This is a genomic window from Caldicellulosiruptor sp. F32, assembly GCF_000404025.1.
Lineage (GTDB): Bacteria > Bacillota > Thermoanaerobacteria > Caldicellulosiruptorales > Caldicellulosiruptoraceae > Caldicellulosiruptor > Caldicellulosiruptor saccharolyticus.
This window is the reverse complement of sequence record NZ_APGP01000054.1, coordinates 1-15581: the sequence shown is the minus strand read 5'-3', so window position 1 is coordinate 15581 and position 15581 is coordinate 1. Positions and strand designations below refer to the sequence as shown.

Here is a 15581-nt window from a genome sequence, read left to right as displayed (position 1 = left end):
AAAATTATGTGTTTAGGATATCCAGCAAAGGTAATTGAGATATTTGAAGACAAAAAAGCTTTGGTTGAGTATTTAGGTGTTAAAAAGATGGTAAACATTGCTCTTTTGAAAAATGTAAGTGTTGGTGATTATATCTTGATACATTCTGGGATTGCAATAGAGAAGATAGACCAAAAAGAAGCAGAGGAAATAGAAAAACTCTTTGGTGAGGTACAAGATGCAAACAGCTGAGCTCATTTGGGAGATAAAAAACAATATCGAAAAAATTGGACGGAGTCTAAAAGTCATTGAAGTTTGTGGAACACATACAGTTTCAATCTACAAAAATGGATTTCACACCTTATTTGAAGGATACATCGACTTTATTTCAGGGCCGGGCTGCCCTGTTTGTGTTACGCATGAGGGTTATATTGATAGACTTGTAGAACTTTCCTCAGAGTGGACAATCTATACCTTTGGTGATTTGCTGAAAGTGCCAGGAAGCTCAAAATCGCTTTCACAAGCACGGGCAAATGGTGGAAAAATAAAGGTTATGTACTCACCTGTGGATGCAGTGGAACATCTTGAAAATAACGAAAAAGTTATTTTTGCTGCAGTCGGGTTTGAGACAACAGCACCTGCATTTGCCCTGAGCCTTGAAAAGGTGATTGAAAAGGGACTCAAAAATGTTAAGTTTGCATACGAACTTAAGACAATTGATGAACCTCTTAAAAGCTTACTTCAAAACCATATACGGGTTGATGGCATAATTTTACCTGGACATGTTGCGACAGTTATTGGAGTAGATGGTTTTAAGTTTGTTGAAAGGTTTAAGGTTGCCTCTGTAATTTCGGGGTTTGAAGGTTATGATATACTTCTTTCACTTTTAAGTATTACCCAGGACATATTGAGTGAAGATTTTACAGTAAAGAATGAATATAAAAGGGTGGTCAAAAAGGAAGGCAATGTGATTGCAAAAGGTTATATTGAAAAGTATTTTGAGAGAACGTCAGCATTTTTTAGGGGTTTGGGATTGATACCTGGCGGAGGTTTGAAGATAAAAGATGAGTTTAGCGAATATTCAATTGATATATCATATGACCACACAAAACAAAAAGATAGTCTCTGCAGGTGTGCAGATGTCTTAACAGGGAAAATAAAGCCATTTGAGTGTCCTCTTTTTGAGAAGGTATGTACACCAATTTCTCCTAAAGGTGCGTGTATGGTATCTCAGGAAGGGTCGTGTAATGCATATTTTAGGTACGGGAAGTGGAAAGGAAGATGAAGTTTATCCAGAAGGAGCATGGCAATGGTGGGAAACAAACGTATGAGCTTATAAATGAACTTTTCAAGCCAATATTTGACTCTGAGATTTTAAAAAGAGGTGATGATTCGTCTATATTTGATTTAGCTTCAAAAAAGATTGGAGTGACAACAGATTCATTTGTGGTAAAACCTTACTTTTTCAAAGGTGGAGATATAGGGAAGCTCTCAGTTTGCGGAACTGTGAACGATTTGGCAGTTTCAGGCCTTGTTCCAAAATACATCACTGCATCTTTCATAATAGAAGAAGGATTTCCGATTGAGGATTTGCAAAAGATTGTGAGGTCAATGAAAGAATATGCTGACATTGCTGGTGTTGAAATTGTAGCAGGGGATACAAAGGTGGTTGAAAAGGGTTCTTGTGATGGGATTTTTATAAACACAACAGGATTTGGTGTATGTGAAAAAGAGGAAAAGCTTCCTTCAATAGAGAAAATAAAAGGTGGACAAGTGATTTTGGTAAGCGGAGATATAGGAAGACATGGTGCGTGCATATATTCGCACAATAGTGAGCTTGGATTTGAAGAGAAGATAGAGTCAGATTGTGCACCATTAAATAGAGTGATAAGTGAACTTTTGGAAAATATTGATATTTGTTATATGAAGGACCTGACGCGCGGCGGGCTTGCAACAGCTCTAAATGAGATAGCACAAAAGGCGAATGTAGCGATATATGTTGAGGAAGACAAGGTTCCAGTGTCAAATGAAGTAAAAGCGCTTTGTGATATATTAGGGCTTGATTGGTATTATCTTGCATGTGAGGGAAGATTTGTTGCGATTGTAAACAGGAAGAATGAACAAAGAGCGTTGGAAATTTTGAGGAAGTATAACAAAGAGGCGTGTGAGATTGGGTGGATTGAAGATACAGAAGAAAATAGAGTGTATCTGAGGACAAGTTTTGGTGGGACAAGGATTTTGGATATGCTTTACTATGACATGCTGCCAAGAATCTGCTAAGTTTTAAACCGAAAATCTGTGACGGAGATGAAGGTGGAAATTATGTGTATGACAGTGCCTTTGAGCTTTGTCAACAGGAAGACAAATATCTTTGTTGGGACAGCAGGAAGTGGCAAGAGCGAGATTGCATTAAACGTTTCTTTAGAGCTTGGAGAATTTTTCAATGTGAATTTAATTGACGCTGATGTCATAAATTTATACTATAATTTGCGAAGTGTGAAAGAACTTATAGAGAAAAAAAATATAAACTTTATCTCAACTCATTTTGAGGGGAAGAGTATCGATTTACCAATTTTGTCTGGTAAAGTATATGAAGCTTTGAATCAGCAAAATGCAGTGAATATAGTGGATGTTGGTGGAGATGAAATAGGCAGTGCTGTTATAGGACAGTTTAGAGAGCTGTTTTCAAAAAAGGGATACAATCTATTTTATGTTGTTAACATTTATAGACCATTTAACTCAACAAAAGAAGAAATTTTGGAGAATATGAAGGAAATTGAAAACATTTTGGGAATGAACATTACTGCAATTATAAATAATTCACATCTACTTTCTGAAACAAAGCCTGAGGATATTTTAAAGAGCCTTGAGGTTGTACAAGATGTAGCAAATGCAAGAGATATCCCGTATGTCCTGACTGTTGTAGAAGAAAAGCTATTTGAGCAAGACCTTTTGGAGGAGATAAAAAAATATTCTCTTGTATATGCCATAAAAAGGTATATAATAAGATAAGGAATGCTTTTTGGAGGTCTGAGCAGTGAAGCTAAGGATAGAGTATGATAAGTGCAAAAGCTGTGGACTTTGTGTTGAAGTCTGTCCCAAGAAGATACTATATATTGACAGAAGCAGAATAAACAAGAAAGGATATAACCCTGTTGACGCAAAAGATGTAAATGCCTGTATTGAGTGTGGAAGCTGTTATAAGATTTGTCCAGATATAGTGTTTGAGGTAGGTGAATAGATTTTGAAGGTTTTGATGAAAGGGAATGAAGCTATTGCCGAGGCGGCACTAAGAGCTGGTTGTGAGTGCTTTTTTGGATATCCTATCACTCCTCAGACAGAGCTTTTGCAGTATATGGCCAAAAAACTTCTAAAGAGCGGTGGAGTTTTTATTCAGGCAGAGAGCGAAGTTGGAGCAATTAACATGGCATATGGAGCAGCAAGCTGTGGTAAAAGGGTTATGACATCATCCTCAGGTCCAGGTATTAGTCTTAAGCAAGAGGGTATATCATATTTGGCAGGGGCTGAGCTTCCTTGTGTTATTGTAAATATTATGAGAGGTGGACCTGGACTTGGCAATATCAATGCTGCCCAGTCGGATTATCTTCAGGCGACAAAAGGTGGTGGGCATGGAGATTACAAGGTGATTGTTCTTGCCCCATCTTCTGTCCAAGAAGCTGTTGACCTTACTATAAAGGCATTTGACCTTGCAGACAGGTATAGAAACCCTGTGATGATTTTAGGCGATGGAATGTTGGGGCAGATGATGGAGGTTGTTGAGTTTGATGAAAACTATGAAAGACCAAGAACAGAAAAGCCATGGGCAGTGACAGGTGAAAGAAATAGACCAAAAAGGGTGACAAACTCTCTTTATATAGTTCCAGAAGAGCTTGAAAAGCACAATTTTAAACTGAAAGAAAAATATAAAAAGATTGAAGAAAATGAGGTTATGGTAGAAGAGTACATGACAGACGATGCGCAGGTCATCTTTGTTTCGTTTGGCATGTGTGCAAGAATAGTGAAAAGTGCTGTAAATAAACTAAGACAGTCTGGTGAAAAAGTAGGACTTATAAGACCAATCACGTTGTATCCTTTTCCAACAAAGTGTATAGAAAAGTATGCAAACTCTAACAATATCAAATTTTTCATAGACGTGGAAATGAATTTAGGGCAAATGCTTGAGGATGTAAAACTCTCAGTTGCGGGCAAAAAAGATGTCCATTTTTATGGCAGAACAGGTGGTATGATTCCGACAATAGCTGAGATTGTAGGTTATTACTTCTCTCTTAAAAAGTAAAAAGTGCACACATTGGATTGAGAGGAAGATGAAGTATGAAATATAAAAGGCCAGAATGTTTGACAGGGGAAAGCATGCATTATTGTCCTGGTTGTGGACATGGGATTATTCATAGGCTCATTGCTGAGGTCATTGACGAAGATTATAAAGACCATAAAATAGTCGGTGTAGCACCGGTTGGGTGTGCTGTTTTTATTTATGACTATTTTAACTTTGACTTTGTTGCGGCAGCTCATGGAAGAGCAACTGCTGCTGCAACAGGCGTAAAAAGGTGTATTCCTGATGCGCTTGTTTTTTCATATCAAGGGGATGGCGATATAGCGGCAATTGGTACATCTGAGGTTGTGCATGCAGCAGCTCGAGGTGAAAATTTTACAGCCATATTTGTCAACAATGGCGTGTATGCCATGACAGGTGGACAGATGGCGCCAACCACAATTCCTGGTCAGGTAACTGTATCATCTCCATATGGTCGTGACCCAAAAGTACAAGGTTATCATATTAAGCTGTGTGAGATGCTCATACCTTTAGACGGTGTTGCCTTTGTTGCAAGGACATCTATTCATAATCTTAAGAACATTGAGTTTACCAAAAAAGCAATAAAAAGGGCATTTGAGGTACAGATGAACAAGGAAGGATTTTCAATCATAGAGGTCTTATCAAACTGTCCAACAAATTGGGGTATGACACCTGCTGAGAGTATGAAGAGGATTGAAAATGAGGTTTTGAAATATTATAATTTGGGAATCTTTAAGGACAAAGGTAGGGGAATTTAAAAATGACAGAGGAGATTTTGATTGCTGGTTTTGGTGGGCAAGGAGTGTTGTTTTTAGGACAAATCTTTGCACACATTGGAATGAAAAAAGGGTACAATGTCTCATGGCTTCCATCTTATGGACCTGAAATGAGAGGTGGCACTGCAAACTGCAGTGTGATAATATCAAATGAGATGATAGGCTCACCTGTTGTGTTCAATCCTGATACATTATTTGTTTTGAACAGACCATCACTGGAAAAATTTGAACCTTCAGTCAAAAAAGATGGGTTTATGCTCATAAATAGCTCTCTTGTTGACATTAAAGCAAAAAGAGAGGATATAAAAACTTACTATATAGCTGCAACAGAGATTGCATCAAAGCTTGGAAGTGTCCGGGTTGCAAATATTGTAATGCTTGGGGCGTACTTGAGGTTGAAAGAAATGTTTTCTACCTCCGAAGCAAAAGAAGTATTAAAAGAGTTTTCAAAAACTGAGCAAATTTATAACTTAAATTGTAGAGCTTTAGAAGAAGGGTTTGAATGCATCTCAAGACGGGGGTAAGTATGAAGTGAGAAGATATGTTTTAATTGGGATTGTAGTAGCGCTTTTGGTTTTAGCAGGAATTTTGGGTTATACACTTTATAGCAATGTAAAACAGGTTTTGAACACAGATAGAATATATAAAGGTATTTACATCGAAAACACACCTGTTGGGGGCTTGACAAGAGCAGAGGCGTATGAGCTTTTAGAAAGTACTTATCTTGAGCCTTTGAGAAGCAAAAAGATTGAGGTTGAAGTTGATGGAAATGAGTACAAACTGGACTATGCATCTCTTGATATTAGAATGAACATAGGTGAGGCAATTGAACAAGCTTATTCCATAGGAAGAAAAGGGAATATCTCAAGACGGTTCAGAGAAATCAAGAGAGTCTATGATCATCCTGTTGTGATAAGGCTTAAATTTGAATACAATGGAGGAAAGCTTAAAGAGTTTGTGGATGAACTCTTTGAGAAGTATTATGAATCTCCTGTAAATGCGAGCATTAGAAAGGTAGGAAATCAATTTGTTATCACACCTGAAAAGTTGGGAAGAAAACTTGATTATAATGATCTTATAAATAAATTGAAAGATATGATTAAAAACAAGAAAGAAGGAAAAGTCAGAGCAAGGTTTGTCCAGATCGTTCCGAGAATAACAAAAAATGAGCTTTCTAAGATTAAAGAGGTGATTGGTTCATTTACAACAAAGTTTGATGCATCAAACAGAGCAAGAAGTGAGAATATTAGAATTGCTGCAAGGAAAATAAATGGAAGCTTAATAATGCCAGGCGAAGTGTTTTCACTATCAAAAGTAATAGGACCTGTTACAGTTGAAAATGGTTTTAAGATTGCAAAAGTGATTGTAAATAATGAATTTGTTGATGGTGTTGGTGGGGGGCTTTGCCAGATAGCAACCACTATGTACAATGCAGTATTAATGGCTCAGCTCAAGGTAGTTGAAAGAGTTCCACACTCAGCTTTGATTTCTTATGTGCCGCCAGGACGTGATGCTACAATTGCTTCAGGTTCAATTGATTTTAAATTTAAAAATACAACCAACGCACCAATCTACCTTGAAAGCTATACATCTCAAAATACTGTCACTATTAACCTCTACGGTGAAAATACTCATAAAGGCGAAGTGGTTAAATTTGAATCAGAAGTTTTAGAAAAAGTGCCTTATAAGAAGGTATACAAAAACGACCCTATGTTGCCAAAGGGAGTACAAAAGTTATCTAATAAGCCTCAAAATGGACTGAAGGTCAAAACTTATATGCTAATTTATGAAAATGGCAAGTTAAAAGAAAAAAAACTTTTATCCATTGATTATTACAAGCCGGTAAATGCTATAATATTGGTAGGTACAAAAGAGAATACCACTGTAAATTCTTCTGTCTACAACTAAGAGGGGGCTTTTTTATGGATATTTACGAAAAACTACTGACTTGTCCTGTCTGCCAGAGCACTATTAAAGCGCCATTTGTTAAAAGTTCAGCAATTTACGTAGAGAAGAGAGACACAGACCTGTGTGTCTACTACAAAGGCGTAAATCCTCTTTTGTATGATGTGGTTGTTTGCGGGGAATGTGGTTATGCAGCTTTGCACAAAAACTTTGGAAAGCTCACCAAATGGGATATAGAGTCGTTAAAAGAAAAGGTGCAACAAAAGTGGGTAAAAAGAGAGATCCCGTTTGAAAGAACAGTAGATGATGCCATTACATTGTACAAGTTAGCTTTAATTACAGCAACGTCTAAAAGGAAAGTCAACAAATATGAGATTGCAGGAATTCTGCTTCGGATTTCATGGCTGTACAGACTAAGTCAAAATAAAGAAAAAGAACTTGAGTTTCAAAAACTTGCTCTTCAAACATATAAGGATGCTTTTGAACATGAGGAAGGATCAACCGATGAAATAGATTTGGCAACTGTTATGTACTTGATAGGTGAACTTTCGAGACGAGTAGGTGAAATTGAAGAGGCGAAAAAGTGGTTTTCAAGGCTTATATCAAGCAAAGAAGCTCGAAACAATCCTCACATTCTTGAACTTGCAAGGGACCAAATCCAGATTATGAAAGATATGGAATAAAATATAATGAAAATTGACAGAAGATATGATATAATATTACCATAAAACTTGAAAATCCAGGAGGCAAAAATGCCAGAAAATGATATTTTGCAAGCTATAGTTGCAAATCTTGAAAAGATTAATGAGCGACTTGATACTATTGAGAAAAGATTAGATAAGATTGAGCAAAGGCTTGATATGGTTGAGCAAAGACTCGACATGGTTGAGCAAAGACTCGACATGGTTGAGCAAAGACTCGACATGGTTGAGCAAAGGGTTGCGAAGCTTGAGGAAGATGTTCAAATTATTAAACAAGATATTGTTATATTGAAAGAAGGTAACAAGGAACTGACAAGAAGAATGAATGCTGTATATGATCAGGTTGCATTCTTGACAGAATTTAGAACAGAGATGATTATGTTCAGAGATGAAGTGTACAAGAGGTTTGACAATTTAGAGCAGCAGACAGGAAGATTAAAAGAAGGGTTTGAGTATTTGCGTGACATGACAGTTGAGCATGAGATTGATATTCGGTTTTTGAAAAAAGTTGTAAGAGCTTCATAGTTTACATAAAAATTAAATTGAAATCTCGAGAGCTGAAAAGAGGGGAACATTCCCCTCTTTTGTTTTATACTTCTTCATAAAATATGCGAAATTTAATATCTTGGTCATAGTTTCCAAAGTGTCTTCCAAATAAAGTAACTCCTCCAATATTTTTTGCATGGTCAGGAACAGCGACTCTAAATCTTATTTCGTTTTTAGATTCTATGTCGATATCTTTTAATGTAATATTTGAAATTTTGGAACCATCTATATAAGTTCCATCTTTAGATATTGTAAGGACTTTAAGTAAACCATATTGATTTACTCCAGTAGGCCACCAAGAAGGTGTAAAAATTCCTCTTCTGGTTTCACCAAAATCTCCTGGGCATGTCCAGAATCCCAATTCGACTCCATTGATATAAAAGTAGATATCTGAGGGCCAATTTTCTCTTACTCCAGGTGCCTCAGAAGAAATTTCAAATGAAATTTGAATCTCAGTAACTATTTGATTTGGTTTTAGAAAATTGGGAATCATATACTCTACATAACCTTTCATAAACCAAATAATATCACAATTAACATGTTCAGGATGAGCAAAATATTTTGGGTCATCAAATTCCCCAATAATCTTGTCTTTTGTTGCAAGTCCGCAGGTTGGATAAACCTCAAAGATAGAATAATTACCGACTTTGATTTCGCACTCATATAATTTTTGAGGATGCTTTGTGACAATATTAATAATTATTTTGTCTTCAACAAGACGGCAAATCTTTTGATTGCCATGTTTTCCTGAAGCTGCACTGATTGTAACAATCCCAGCAGCAATTAACTTTTTCATGTGCTGAGTAACTGCACCATTTGTAAGTCCAAGTTTTTGCGCAATTTCGTTCATATTCATTTCACGATGCTTACTCAGAAGGTTTATAATTTCTAATCTTGCATCAGAAGCTAAAGCTTCAAAAAGTATTTTTGCTTCTTTGAGATTGTCTATTTGTTTCATGATTTTATTCCACCCTTTTTTATAGATTTAAACATTTTTATTTTAGCTGGTTTTAAAATAATTTGCAAGAAACAAGCAAGGCTTGTAAATCAAAGCTGAGAAACTTGTATATATACAAGTTTTTTATAAAAAGTTTTAACAGTAAACTTGATTATCTCAAATATGGCTTGTATAATTTAATTAAAATATTTTAATTGGAATTAAACTAAATACATACTTTGAAAGTATACTCAAATGATATTAGAAAATAAGAAAGGAGGAAATACATGAAAAAAGCAAAAGTCATCTACGATAAGGAGTTCGTAATCGGGCAAGTAGACAAGAGAATCTACGGTTCATTTTTGGAACACATGGGAAGAGCAATATACACAGGAATCTATGAACCAGACCATCCGCAGGCTGATGAAATGGGGTTTAGAAAGGATGTTTTAGAAATTGTTCGGCAGCTGAATGTTCCTATTGTAAGATATCCTGGCGGCAATTTTGTGTCGGGGTATAACTGGGAAGACGGTATTGGTCCAAAAGAAAAAAGACCAAGAAGACTTGAGCTTGCGTGGAGAGCCATCGAGACAAATGAGGTTGGTGTAAACGAATTTGTTGAATGGGCAAAAAGAGCAAACACCTCTGTTATGATGACAGTAAACCTTGGCACACGTGGAATTGACGCTGCAAGAAACTTAGTTGAATATTGCAACTTCCCAGGCGGCACATACTACAGTGATTTGAGACGTCATCATGGTTATGAACAGCCGCACAACATAAAAGTATGGTGTCTTGGGAACGAGATGGATGGTGACTGGCAGATAGGTCATAAAACAGCCCATGAGTATGGCAGAATTGCAAGAGAGACAGCAAAGGTTATGAAGTGGATAGATCCCACTATAGAGCTTGTTGCAGCTGGAAGCTCAGGGCCAAAAATGCCCACATTTCCTGAGTGGGAAGCAATTGTTTTGGACCACACATATGACCTTGTAGATTATGTTTCTCTACATGTGTACTATGGAAATCCTGAGAAAGACACAAAGAACTTTGTTGCAAAATCACTTGAAATGGAAGAGTTTATAAAGACAGTAATTTCCACAATTGATTATGTAAAGGCTAAAAAGAGAAGTAAAAAGGTTGTCAATATCTCATTTGATGAATGGAATGTATGGTATCATGCTCATCTTGAGGGGAAAGACGAAAAAGCACAGCCCTGGGCACAAATTCGTGCAATTGCTGAAGAAGATTATGTGTTCGAAGATGCAATTTTAGTGGGTTGTATGCTGATTGCACTCTTAAAGCATTGTGACAGGGTCAAGATAGCGTGCATGGCCCAGCTTGTAAATGTCATTGCCCCAATTACCACTGTAAAAGGTGGAATTGCTTACAGACAGGTAATATACTATCCTTTCATGCATGCTGCAAACTATGGTCATGGGGTTGCATTACTTCCTAAGGTAAATTCCCCTAAATATGATTCAAAAGACTTTACTGATGTTCCATACATTGAAACAGTCGCAACATACAATGAGGAAAAGGATGAAATAACAGTTTTTGCCGTCAACAGAGATTTAGAAGAGGAGATGCAAGTTGAATTTAAGCTTGATGGTTTTGAAGGATTTGAGGTTGTGGAGCACATTGTATATGAAAGTGATGATATTTACAAAGGAAACACTCAAGATAAGCCTGACAATGTCGTGCCCCACAAAGGTGGAAATTCAAAGATAGAAGGTAATGTTTTAACATCCATATTGCCCAAATTCTCATGGAATGTAATTAGATTAAAGAAAAGAGAAAATTAACTATTTCGCTTAAGGAGGCAAGACAGCTTCTAAAAAAGTATAAAATTTAAGAAGCTGTCTTGTTTGCTTTATAAAATCTAATAGAAATTTCAAAATTATTAGATTCAAATCCAGTAACCGAAAAGTTAGAATAAAGAATAAATTCATTAATGGAAGGAGATGAAGGTATGCTCAAAATAGCCATAATAGGGGCAGGAAGTGGAGTTTTTACGAGGAACTTGGTAAGAGACATTTTATCATATCCAGAGCTAAGAGACTCTACAATAACGCTTATGGACATTGACAGTGTAAGGCTTGAATTTATGAGAAAAACTCTGCAAAAACTCATTGACCAGGAAAAGTATCCTACCAAACTTGAAGCCACAACCGATAGAAAAGAGGCTTTAAAAGGTGCAAAATATGTTATTGTCACAATACAGGTTGGAGGTTTAAAACCTTTCGAGTATGACATTTACATTCCTCTAAAATATGGTGTAAAACAGGCAGTTGGTGATACAATAGGTCCAGGTGGAGTTTTCAGGGCTCTTAGAACAATACCGGTTTTACTTGACATTGCAAAGGACATGGAAGAGCTGTGTCCTGACGCACTTTTACTTAACTATGTAAATCCAATGGCCATGAATTGCTGGGCGTTAAATAAGGCTACTAATATAAAAAATGTAGGACTTTGTCATAGTGTTCAAGGAACTGCTGAATTTTTAGCAAAGATTATTGAGGCAAAAATGGAAGAGATTTCATACTTATGCGCAGGTATAAACCACATGGCATGGTTTTTAAAATTTGAGTGGAATGGGAAAGATGCATATCCTCTTATAAGAGAAAAAGCAAATGACCCAGAAATCTATACCCAGGATGTTACCAAGTTCGAGATACTAAAACATTTTGGATATTATGTTTCAGAGTCAAGTTTTCACATGTCTGAATATGTTCCCTATTTTAGAAAGAGTGACGATTGGATAAATAAAATCCATAGAACCCATTCATGGCACAAAGAACATTACAATGGTATGTATTTACACTGCTGCTTAGATGCTGCAAAAACTTTGCTTGATGACCTAAGAAAAATGGCAGAGGCAGACTATATTGATCTGAAAAGAAGTAACGAATACTGTGCAACTATCATCCATTCTATAGAGACAAATACTCCAAGTGTGATAAATGGTAATGTTGAAAATAAAGGTTTGATTACAAATCTGCCTGAAGGATGCTGCGTTGAAGTACCATGTTTGGTTGACAAAAATGGTATCCAGCCAACTCATGTGGGAGATCTTCCACCACAGCTTGCAGCTTTGAATAGGACTAATATAAACGTGCAGGAGCTTGCTGTGATTGCTGCTTTGACAGGTGAAAGAGAAGCAGTTTATCATGCTATTATGGTGGACCCTCTCACAAGTGCTGTTTTAGATTTGGATGAAATACGCAAGATGGTAGATGAGATGTTTGAAGCAGAAAAAGAATGGTTGCCAGAGAAGTTTTATAGGTAATTTTGATTAACAATAGAAATTAAAAGGCCCAAAGGGGCTTTGCACATAAGAAGTTAAAAATTTCCACATTATAATGAACTGTGCAAAGCCCTTTAATTTTCTTCATCATACTCTTTACACAAAAGTGCTCTGATGTACCCATTTTCATTTGATGTTGACACAATATAAAAACCCCTTGCATAGTAGAATCGAACCAAATCTCTCACCTTAGATGCAGTGTGAAGATAAACCTTTTTGACTCCAAGCTCTTTGAGTCTCTCATCAACAACTTTCATAAGTGCCTTGCCAACACCATTGTTTTGATAGTTGAGCCTTACTCCAAAACGGCTAATATATGCTGTTTTGTCAGGAAAGATTTCAACTCTGATTGTGCCAACAATTATTCCATCCATAAAAGCAACATAGACCTCTTTTGTGTCTATATCCCTTTTTATATCCTCTTCAGTTTCGTTCACAGCTGCGTTTTTAGCAGGGTCGATTCCTGCAAGCTCGCAATACTTTGTGAATGCTTCTTTTGTTATTTCCTTTATTGCTTTTATATCATCATAAGTTGCCCTTCGTACTACAAACTCCATTATATACTGCCCCCTCTTTGCATAATTATAAATTAAAAAGAATAAAAATGCAAGTATATATCTGTGGATAAAATTAAAAAAATGTGCTAAAATGAATAAAGAATCAGTGTTCTTAAGAAAAAATCATAAGGAATAGAAAGGGCTTGATAGGAAGTTGAGAATTTTAGGAATAGACCCAGGAATTGCACTAACTGGATATGGATTAGTTGAATTTAAGGGAAATTCATCATTCAGGGTAATTGATTTTGGCAAGATTGAAACATCAAGTGAAATGAGAAAGTCACTGCGGCTTTTTCATCTGCACAATGAGCTTACTTCAATTATTACACTTTACCAGCCAGATGTTGTTGCAATTGAAGAGTCTTTTTTTTAATAAAAATTCTAAAACTGCAATTTCGGTAGGAGAGGCAAGAGGTGTAATTATTCTAACATGCGTTAAAAATAGTCTGAATGTTTATGAATACACACCTCTTCAAGTAAAGCAAGCAATAACAGGATATGGCAAAGCAGACAAAACCCAGATTCAAAAAATGATAAAGATGTTACTTAATTTACCGGACATTCCAAAACCTGACGATGTTGCAGATGCGTTAGCTGTTGCTATTTGTCATGCTCTTTGGAGCTGTTCTTATGTAACTCAGGAGGAAGGGATATGATAGATTCGATTGTTGGAGTTATTGAAGAGATTCAGAACAATTTTATACTGTTAAATTACAAAAACGTTATTTTAAAGATTTTTTGCATTACATCCCAGTTTCTTGATTTAATTGGCCAAGAAAAGAGAATTTACATACATATAAAATTCAACGAAAATTTGTCTGAGCTTGAGTGCTATGGATTTTTAACAAAAGAGGAAAGAGAGCTTTTTTTGAAGCTCCAAAGAGTCAGTGGCATTGGTGCAAAGCTTGCCTTGCAGATAATCTCAACAATACCGTATGAAGAACTTATTATAGAGATTGCAAAAGGAAATAGTTCAAGGCTCGAAAAGGTAAAGGGCATTGGCAAGAAGACTGCAAGTAGGATAATTTTAGAGCTCAAAGAGACACTGAAAAAGGAGTTTAAAATAGAAAGCAGCCAAGCAATCAAAAAAGAGGATTCAAAGCTTGAAGAGATTTCGCTTGCTCTTTTGTCGTTAGGATATGAAATGGATGAGATAAATGAGGCTTTATCATCAGAGGATTTTTCAAGTCTTTCTATTGAAGATGGGATAAAAGAGGCATTAAGACGCCTCTCAAGACTTTAAATATAAATTTTTTGTTTAAAGGAATGAAATAACATGGAAAGATTATTGGATGCAAAACTTAACATAGAAGATTTAAATGAAGAGTCACTAAGACCAAGGACATTGGATGAATATATTGGGCAGCAAAAGGTAAAAGAAAAAATAAGAATTTTCATTGAAGCTGCAAAAAAAAGGAAAGAGCCGCTTGACCATGTGCTTTTGTATGGACCACCGGGGCTTGGCAAGACAACTTTAGCAAATGTTATAGCACATGAGATGGGAGTTGATATTAAAGTAACCTCCGGACCTGCAATTGAAAAAGCAGGTGATTTGGTTGCCATACTTACCAATATTGGTGAGAACAATATTCTCTTTATAGACGAGATTCACAGGCTAAACAGAACCATTGAAGAGGTCTTATATCCTGCAATGGAAGACCTGAAAGTGGATATAGTAATTGGCAAAGGACCCTCTGCTAAAACAATTAGGCTTTCAATCCCGCCGTTTACCTTGATTGGTGCAACAACAAGAGCAGGGCTTTTATCATCACCTTTGAGAAACAGGTTTGGTATAATTGAAAGGCTTGATTATTATACAATAGAGGAGCTAAGTCAAATAATAAAACGATCTGCTTCTATTTTAAAATGTGATATAGATGATAGAGCTTGCGTTGAGATAGCAAAGCGTTCAAGAGGAACACCAAGAGTTGCAAACAGGCTACTCAAAAGGATTAGAGATTTTGCAATGGTAAAGTACGATGGGATTATTACGTGTGAAGTTGCAGTTGAAGGGCTTGAGATGTTTGAAGTTGATGAACTTGGGCTTGACATTGTTGACAGGAACATCTTAGAAGCTATAATATACAAATTTGGCGGGGGACCTGTTGGACTTTCAACAATTGCGGCCGCAATTGGAGAAGATGAAGGCACAATTGAAGATATTTACGAGCCATATCTAATTCAAGAAGGATTTTTGGTAAAGACTGCACGTGGCAGAGTTGCAACCCAAAAAGCAATAACTCATATTGCAAAGTCAAAGTTTGGCGGTGATAAGAGATGAAGATTTTAATGCATACATGCTGTGGGCCTTGCAGTATCTATCCTCTTGACAAGCTTACAGAGGAAGGACATGAAGTCTATGGGCTTTTTTACAATCCTAATATTCACCCATACACAGAGTTCAAGAATAGATTAGATGCTGCAAAAAAGTTTTATGAGATAAGAGGTAATAAGCTTATTGTATTGGAAGATTATCCACTTGAGGAATTTTTGCGAAACTGCGCATTTAGAGAAAATTCAAGATGTATTTACTGCTACAGTACAAGACTTGAAAAGAC

Annotated in this window: 18 protein-coding genes and 1 pseudogene; 17 read left to right on the top strand and 2 right to left on the bottom strand. The window is 36.3% G+C overall.

The features are described from left to right. Positions 1–6 precede the first annotated feature (6 nt). The 11 genes from H964_RS05460 to H964_RS05410 all read left to right on the top strand — a co-directional run bounded on the left by H964_RS05460 (position 7) and on the right by H964_RS05410 (position 8201). Positions 7–231, top strand: a complete 225-nt coding sequence (locus tag H964_RS05460; protein WP_011917071.1) for a HypC/HybG/HupF family hydrogenase formation chaperone — start codon at positions 7–9, stop codon at positions 229–231. Continuing rightward, positions 218–1264 carry a hydrogenase formation protein HypD gene (gene hypD, locus H964_RS05455; RefSeq protein ID WP_039765468.1) on the top strand — a complete coding sequence of 349 codons (1047 nt, stop codon included), beginning with the start codon at positions 218–220 and terminating at the stop codon, positions 1262–1264. The genes H964_RS05460 and hypD overlap by 14 nt, the downstream gene beginning before the upstream one ends. Then, positions 1261–2259 (top strand): hydrogenase expression/formation protein HypE, encoded by a 999-nt coding sequence (gene hypE / locus H964_RS05450; RefSeq protein WP_039765466.1) that lies wholly within the window; start codon positions 1261–1263, stop codon positions 2257–2259. The genes hypD and hypE overlap by 4 nt, the downstream gene beginning before the upstream one ends. A gap of 48 nt (positions 2260–2307) precedes the next feature. Continuing rightward, positions 2308–2991: a hypothetical protein gene (locus H964_RS05445; RefSeq protein ID WP_237738210.1), complete on the top strand. Its 684-nt coding sequence runs from the start codon at positions 2308–2310 to the stop codon at positions 2989–2991. Between the two features lie 25 nt (positions 2992–3016). Then, positions 3017–3220 (top strand): 4Fe-4S dicluster domain-containing protein, encoded by a 204-nt coding sequence (locus tag H964_RS05440; RefSeq protein WP_011917076.1) that lies wholly within the window; start codon positions 3017–3019, stop codon positions 3218–3220. Positions 3221–3223: 3 nt separating this feature from the next. After that, complete coding sequence (locus tag H964_RS05435; RefSeq protein ID WP_187147294.1) at positions 3224–4276, top strand: 3-methyl-2-oxobutanoate dehydrogenase subunit VorB; 1053 nt, start codon at positions 3224–3226, stop codon at positions 4274–4276. 35 nt (positions 4277–4311) lie between these two features. Next, the gene (locus tag H964_RS05430) at positions 4312–5052 is read left to right on the top strand and encodes a thiamine pyrophosphate-dependent enzyme (RefSeq protein WP_039765463.1); all 741 of its coding nucleotides are present in this window, start codon (positions 4312–4314) and stop codon (positions 5050–5052) included. A gap of 2 nt (positions 5053–5054) precedes the next feature. Beyond that, positions 5055–5594, top strand: a complete 540-nt coding sequence (locus tag H964_RS05425; protein WP_039765462.1) for a 2-oxoacid:acceptor oxidoreductase family protein — start codon at positions 5055–5057, stop codon at positions 5592–5594. Positions 5595–5601: 7 nt separating this feature from the next. Next, the gene (locus H964_RS05420) at positions 5602–6978 is read left to right on the top strand and encodes a VanW family protein (protein WP_039765461.1); all 1377 of its coding nucleotides are present in this window, start codon (positions 5602–5604) and stop codon (positions 6976–6978) included. Between the two features lie 14 nt (positions 6979–6992). Then, positions 6993–7658: a DUF2225 domain-containing protein gene (locus H964_RS05415; protein ID WP_039765459.1), complete on the top strand. Its 666-nt coding sequence runs from the start codon at positions 6993–6995 to the stop codon at positions 7656–7658. A 69-nt stretch (positions 7659–7727) separates the two neighbouring features. Further along, positions 7728–8201, top strand: a complete 474-nt coding sequence (locus H964_RS05410) for a hypothetical protein (RefSeq protein ID WP_039765456.1) — start codon at positions 7728–7730, stop codon at positions 8199–8201. 64 nt (positions 8202–8265) lie between these two features. Here the strand turns inward: H964_RS05410 and H964_RS05405 are convergent, their stop codons facing one another. After that, on the bottom strand, positions 8266–9180 hold the full coding sequence (locus H964_RS05405) for an ArsR/SmtB family transcription factor (RefSeq protein ID WP_039765454.1): 915 nt from the start codon (positions 9178–9180) through the stop codon (positions 8266–8268). Positions 9181–9446: 266 nt separating this feature from the next. Here H964_RS05405 and arfA point away from each other — a divergent pair, with 266 nt between their 5' ends. Together arfA and H964_RS05395 are read left to right on the top strand one after the other, a co-directional pair. Then, positions 9447–10964, top strand: a complete 1518-nt coding sequence (gene arfA, locus H964_RS05400; RefSeq protein WP_039765452.1) for an arabinosylfuranosidase ArfA — start codon at positions 9447–9449, stop codon at positions 10962–10964. 167 nt (positions 10965–11131) lie between these two features. After that, entirely contained in the window at positions 11132–12448 is a 1317-nt protein-coding gene (locus tag H964_RS05395; protein ID WP_039765450.1) for an alpha-glucosidase/alpha-galactosidase, read from the top strand. 92 nt (positions 12449–12540) lie between these two features. Here H964_RS05395 and H964_RS05390 read toward each other — a convergent pair whose 3' ends face one another. Next, positions 12541–13023: a GNAT family N-acetyltransferase gene (locus tag H964_RS05390; RefSeq protein WP_039765448.1), complete on the bottom strand. Its 483-nt coding sequence runs from the start codon at positions 13021–13023 to the stop codon at positions 12541–12543. A gap of 154 nt (positions 13024–13177) precedes the next feature. Here H964_RS05390 and ruvC point away from each other — a divergent pair. The 4 genes and pseudogenes from ruvC to H964_RS05370 form a co-directional block, all read left to right on the top strand. Next, positions 13178–13679: pseudogene (gene ruvC / locus H964_RS13505) on the top strand (crossover junction endodeoxyribonuclease RuvC). After that, on the top strand, positions 13676–14266 hold the full coding sequence (gene ruvA, locus H964_RS05380; protein ID WP_039765446.1) for a Holliday junction branch migration protein RuvA: 591 nt from the start codon (positions 13676–13678) through the stop codon (positions 14264–14266). Before ruvC ends, ruvA begins: the two are co-directional and overlap by 4 nt. A 33-nt stretch (positions 14267–14299) precedes the next feature. Then, positions 14300–15304 carry a Holliday junction branch migration DNA helicase RuvB gene (gene ruvB, locus H964_RS05375; protein ID WP_039765444.1) on the top strand — a complete coding sequence of 335 codons (1005 nt, stop codon included), beginning with the start codon at positions 14300–14302 and terminating at the stop codon, positions 15302–15304. Then, positions 15301–15581, top strand: a 281-nt coding sequence (locus tag H964_RS05370) for an epoxyqueuosine reductase QueH (protein WP_039765499.1), incomplete at its 3' end; no start/stop codon positions are given. The genes ruvB and H964_RS05370, both read left to right, overlap by 4 nt.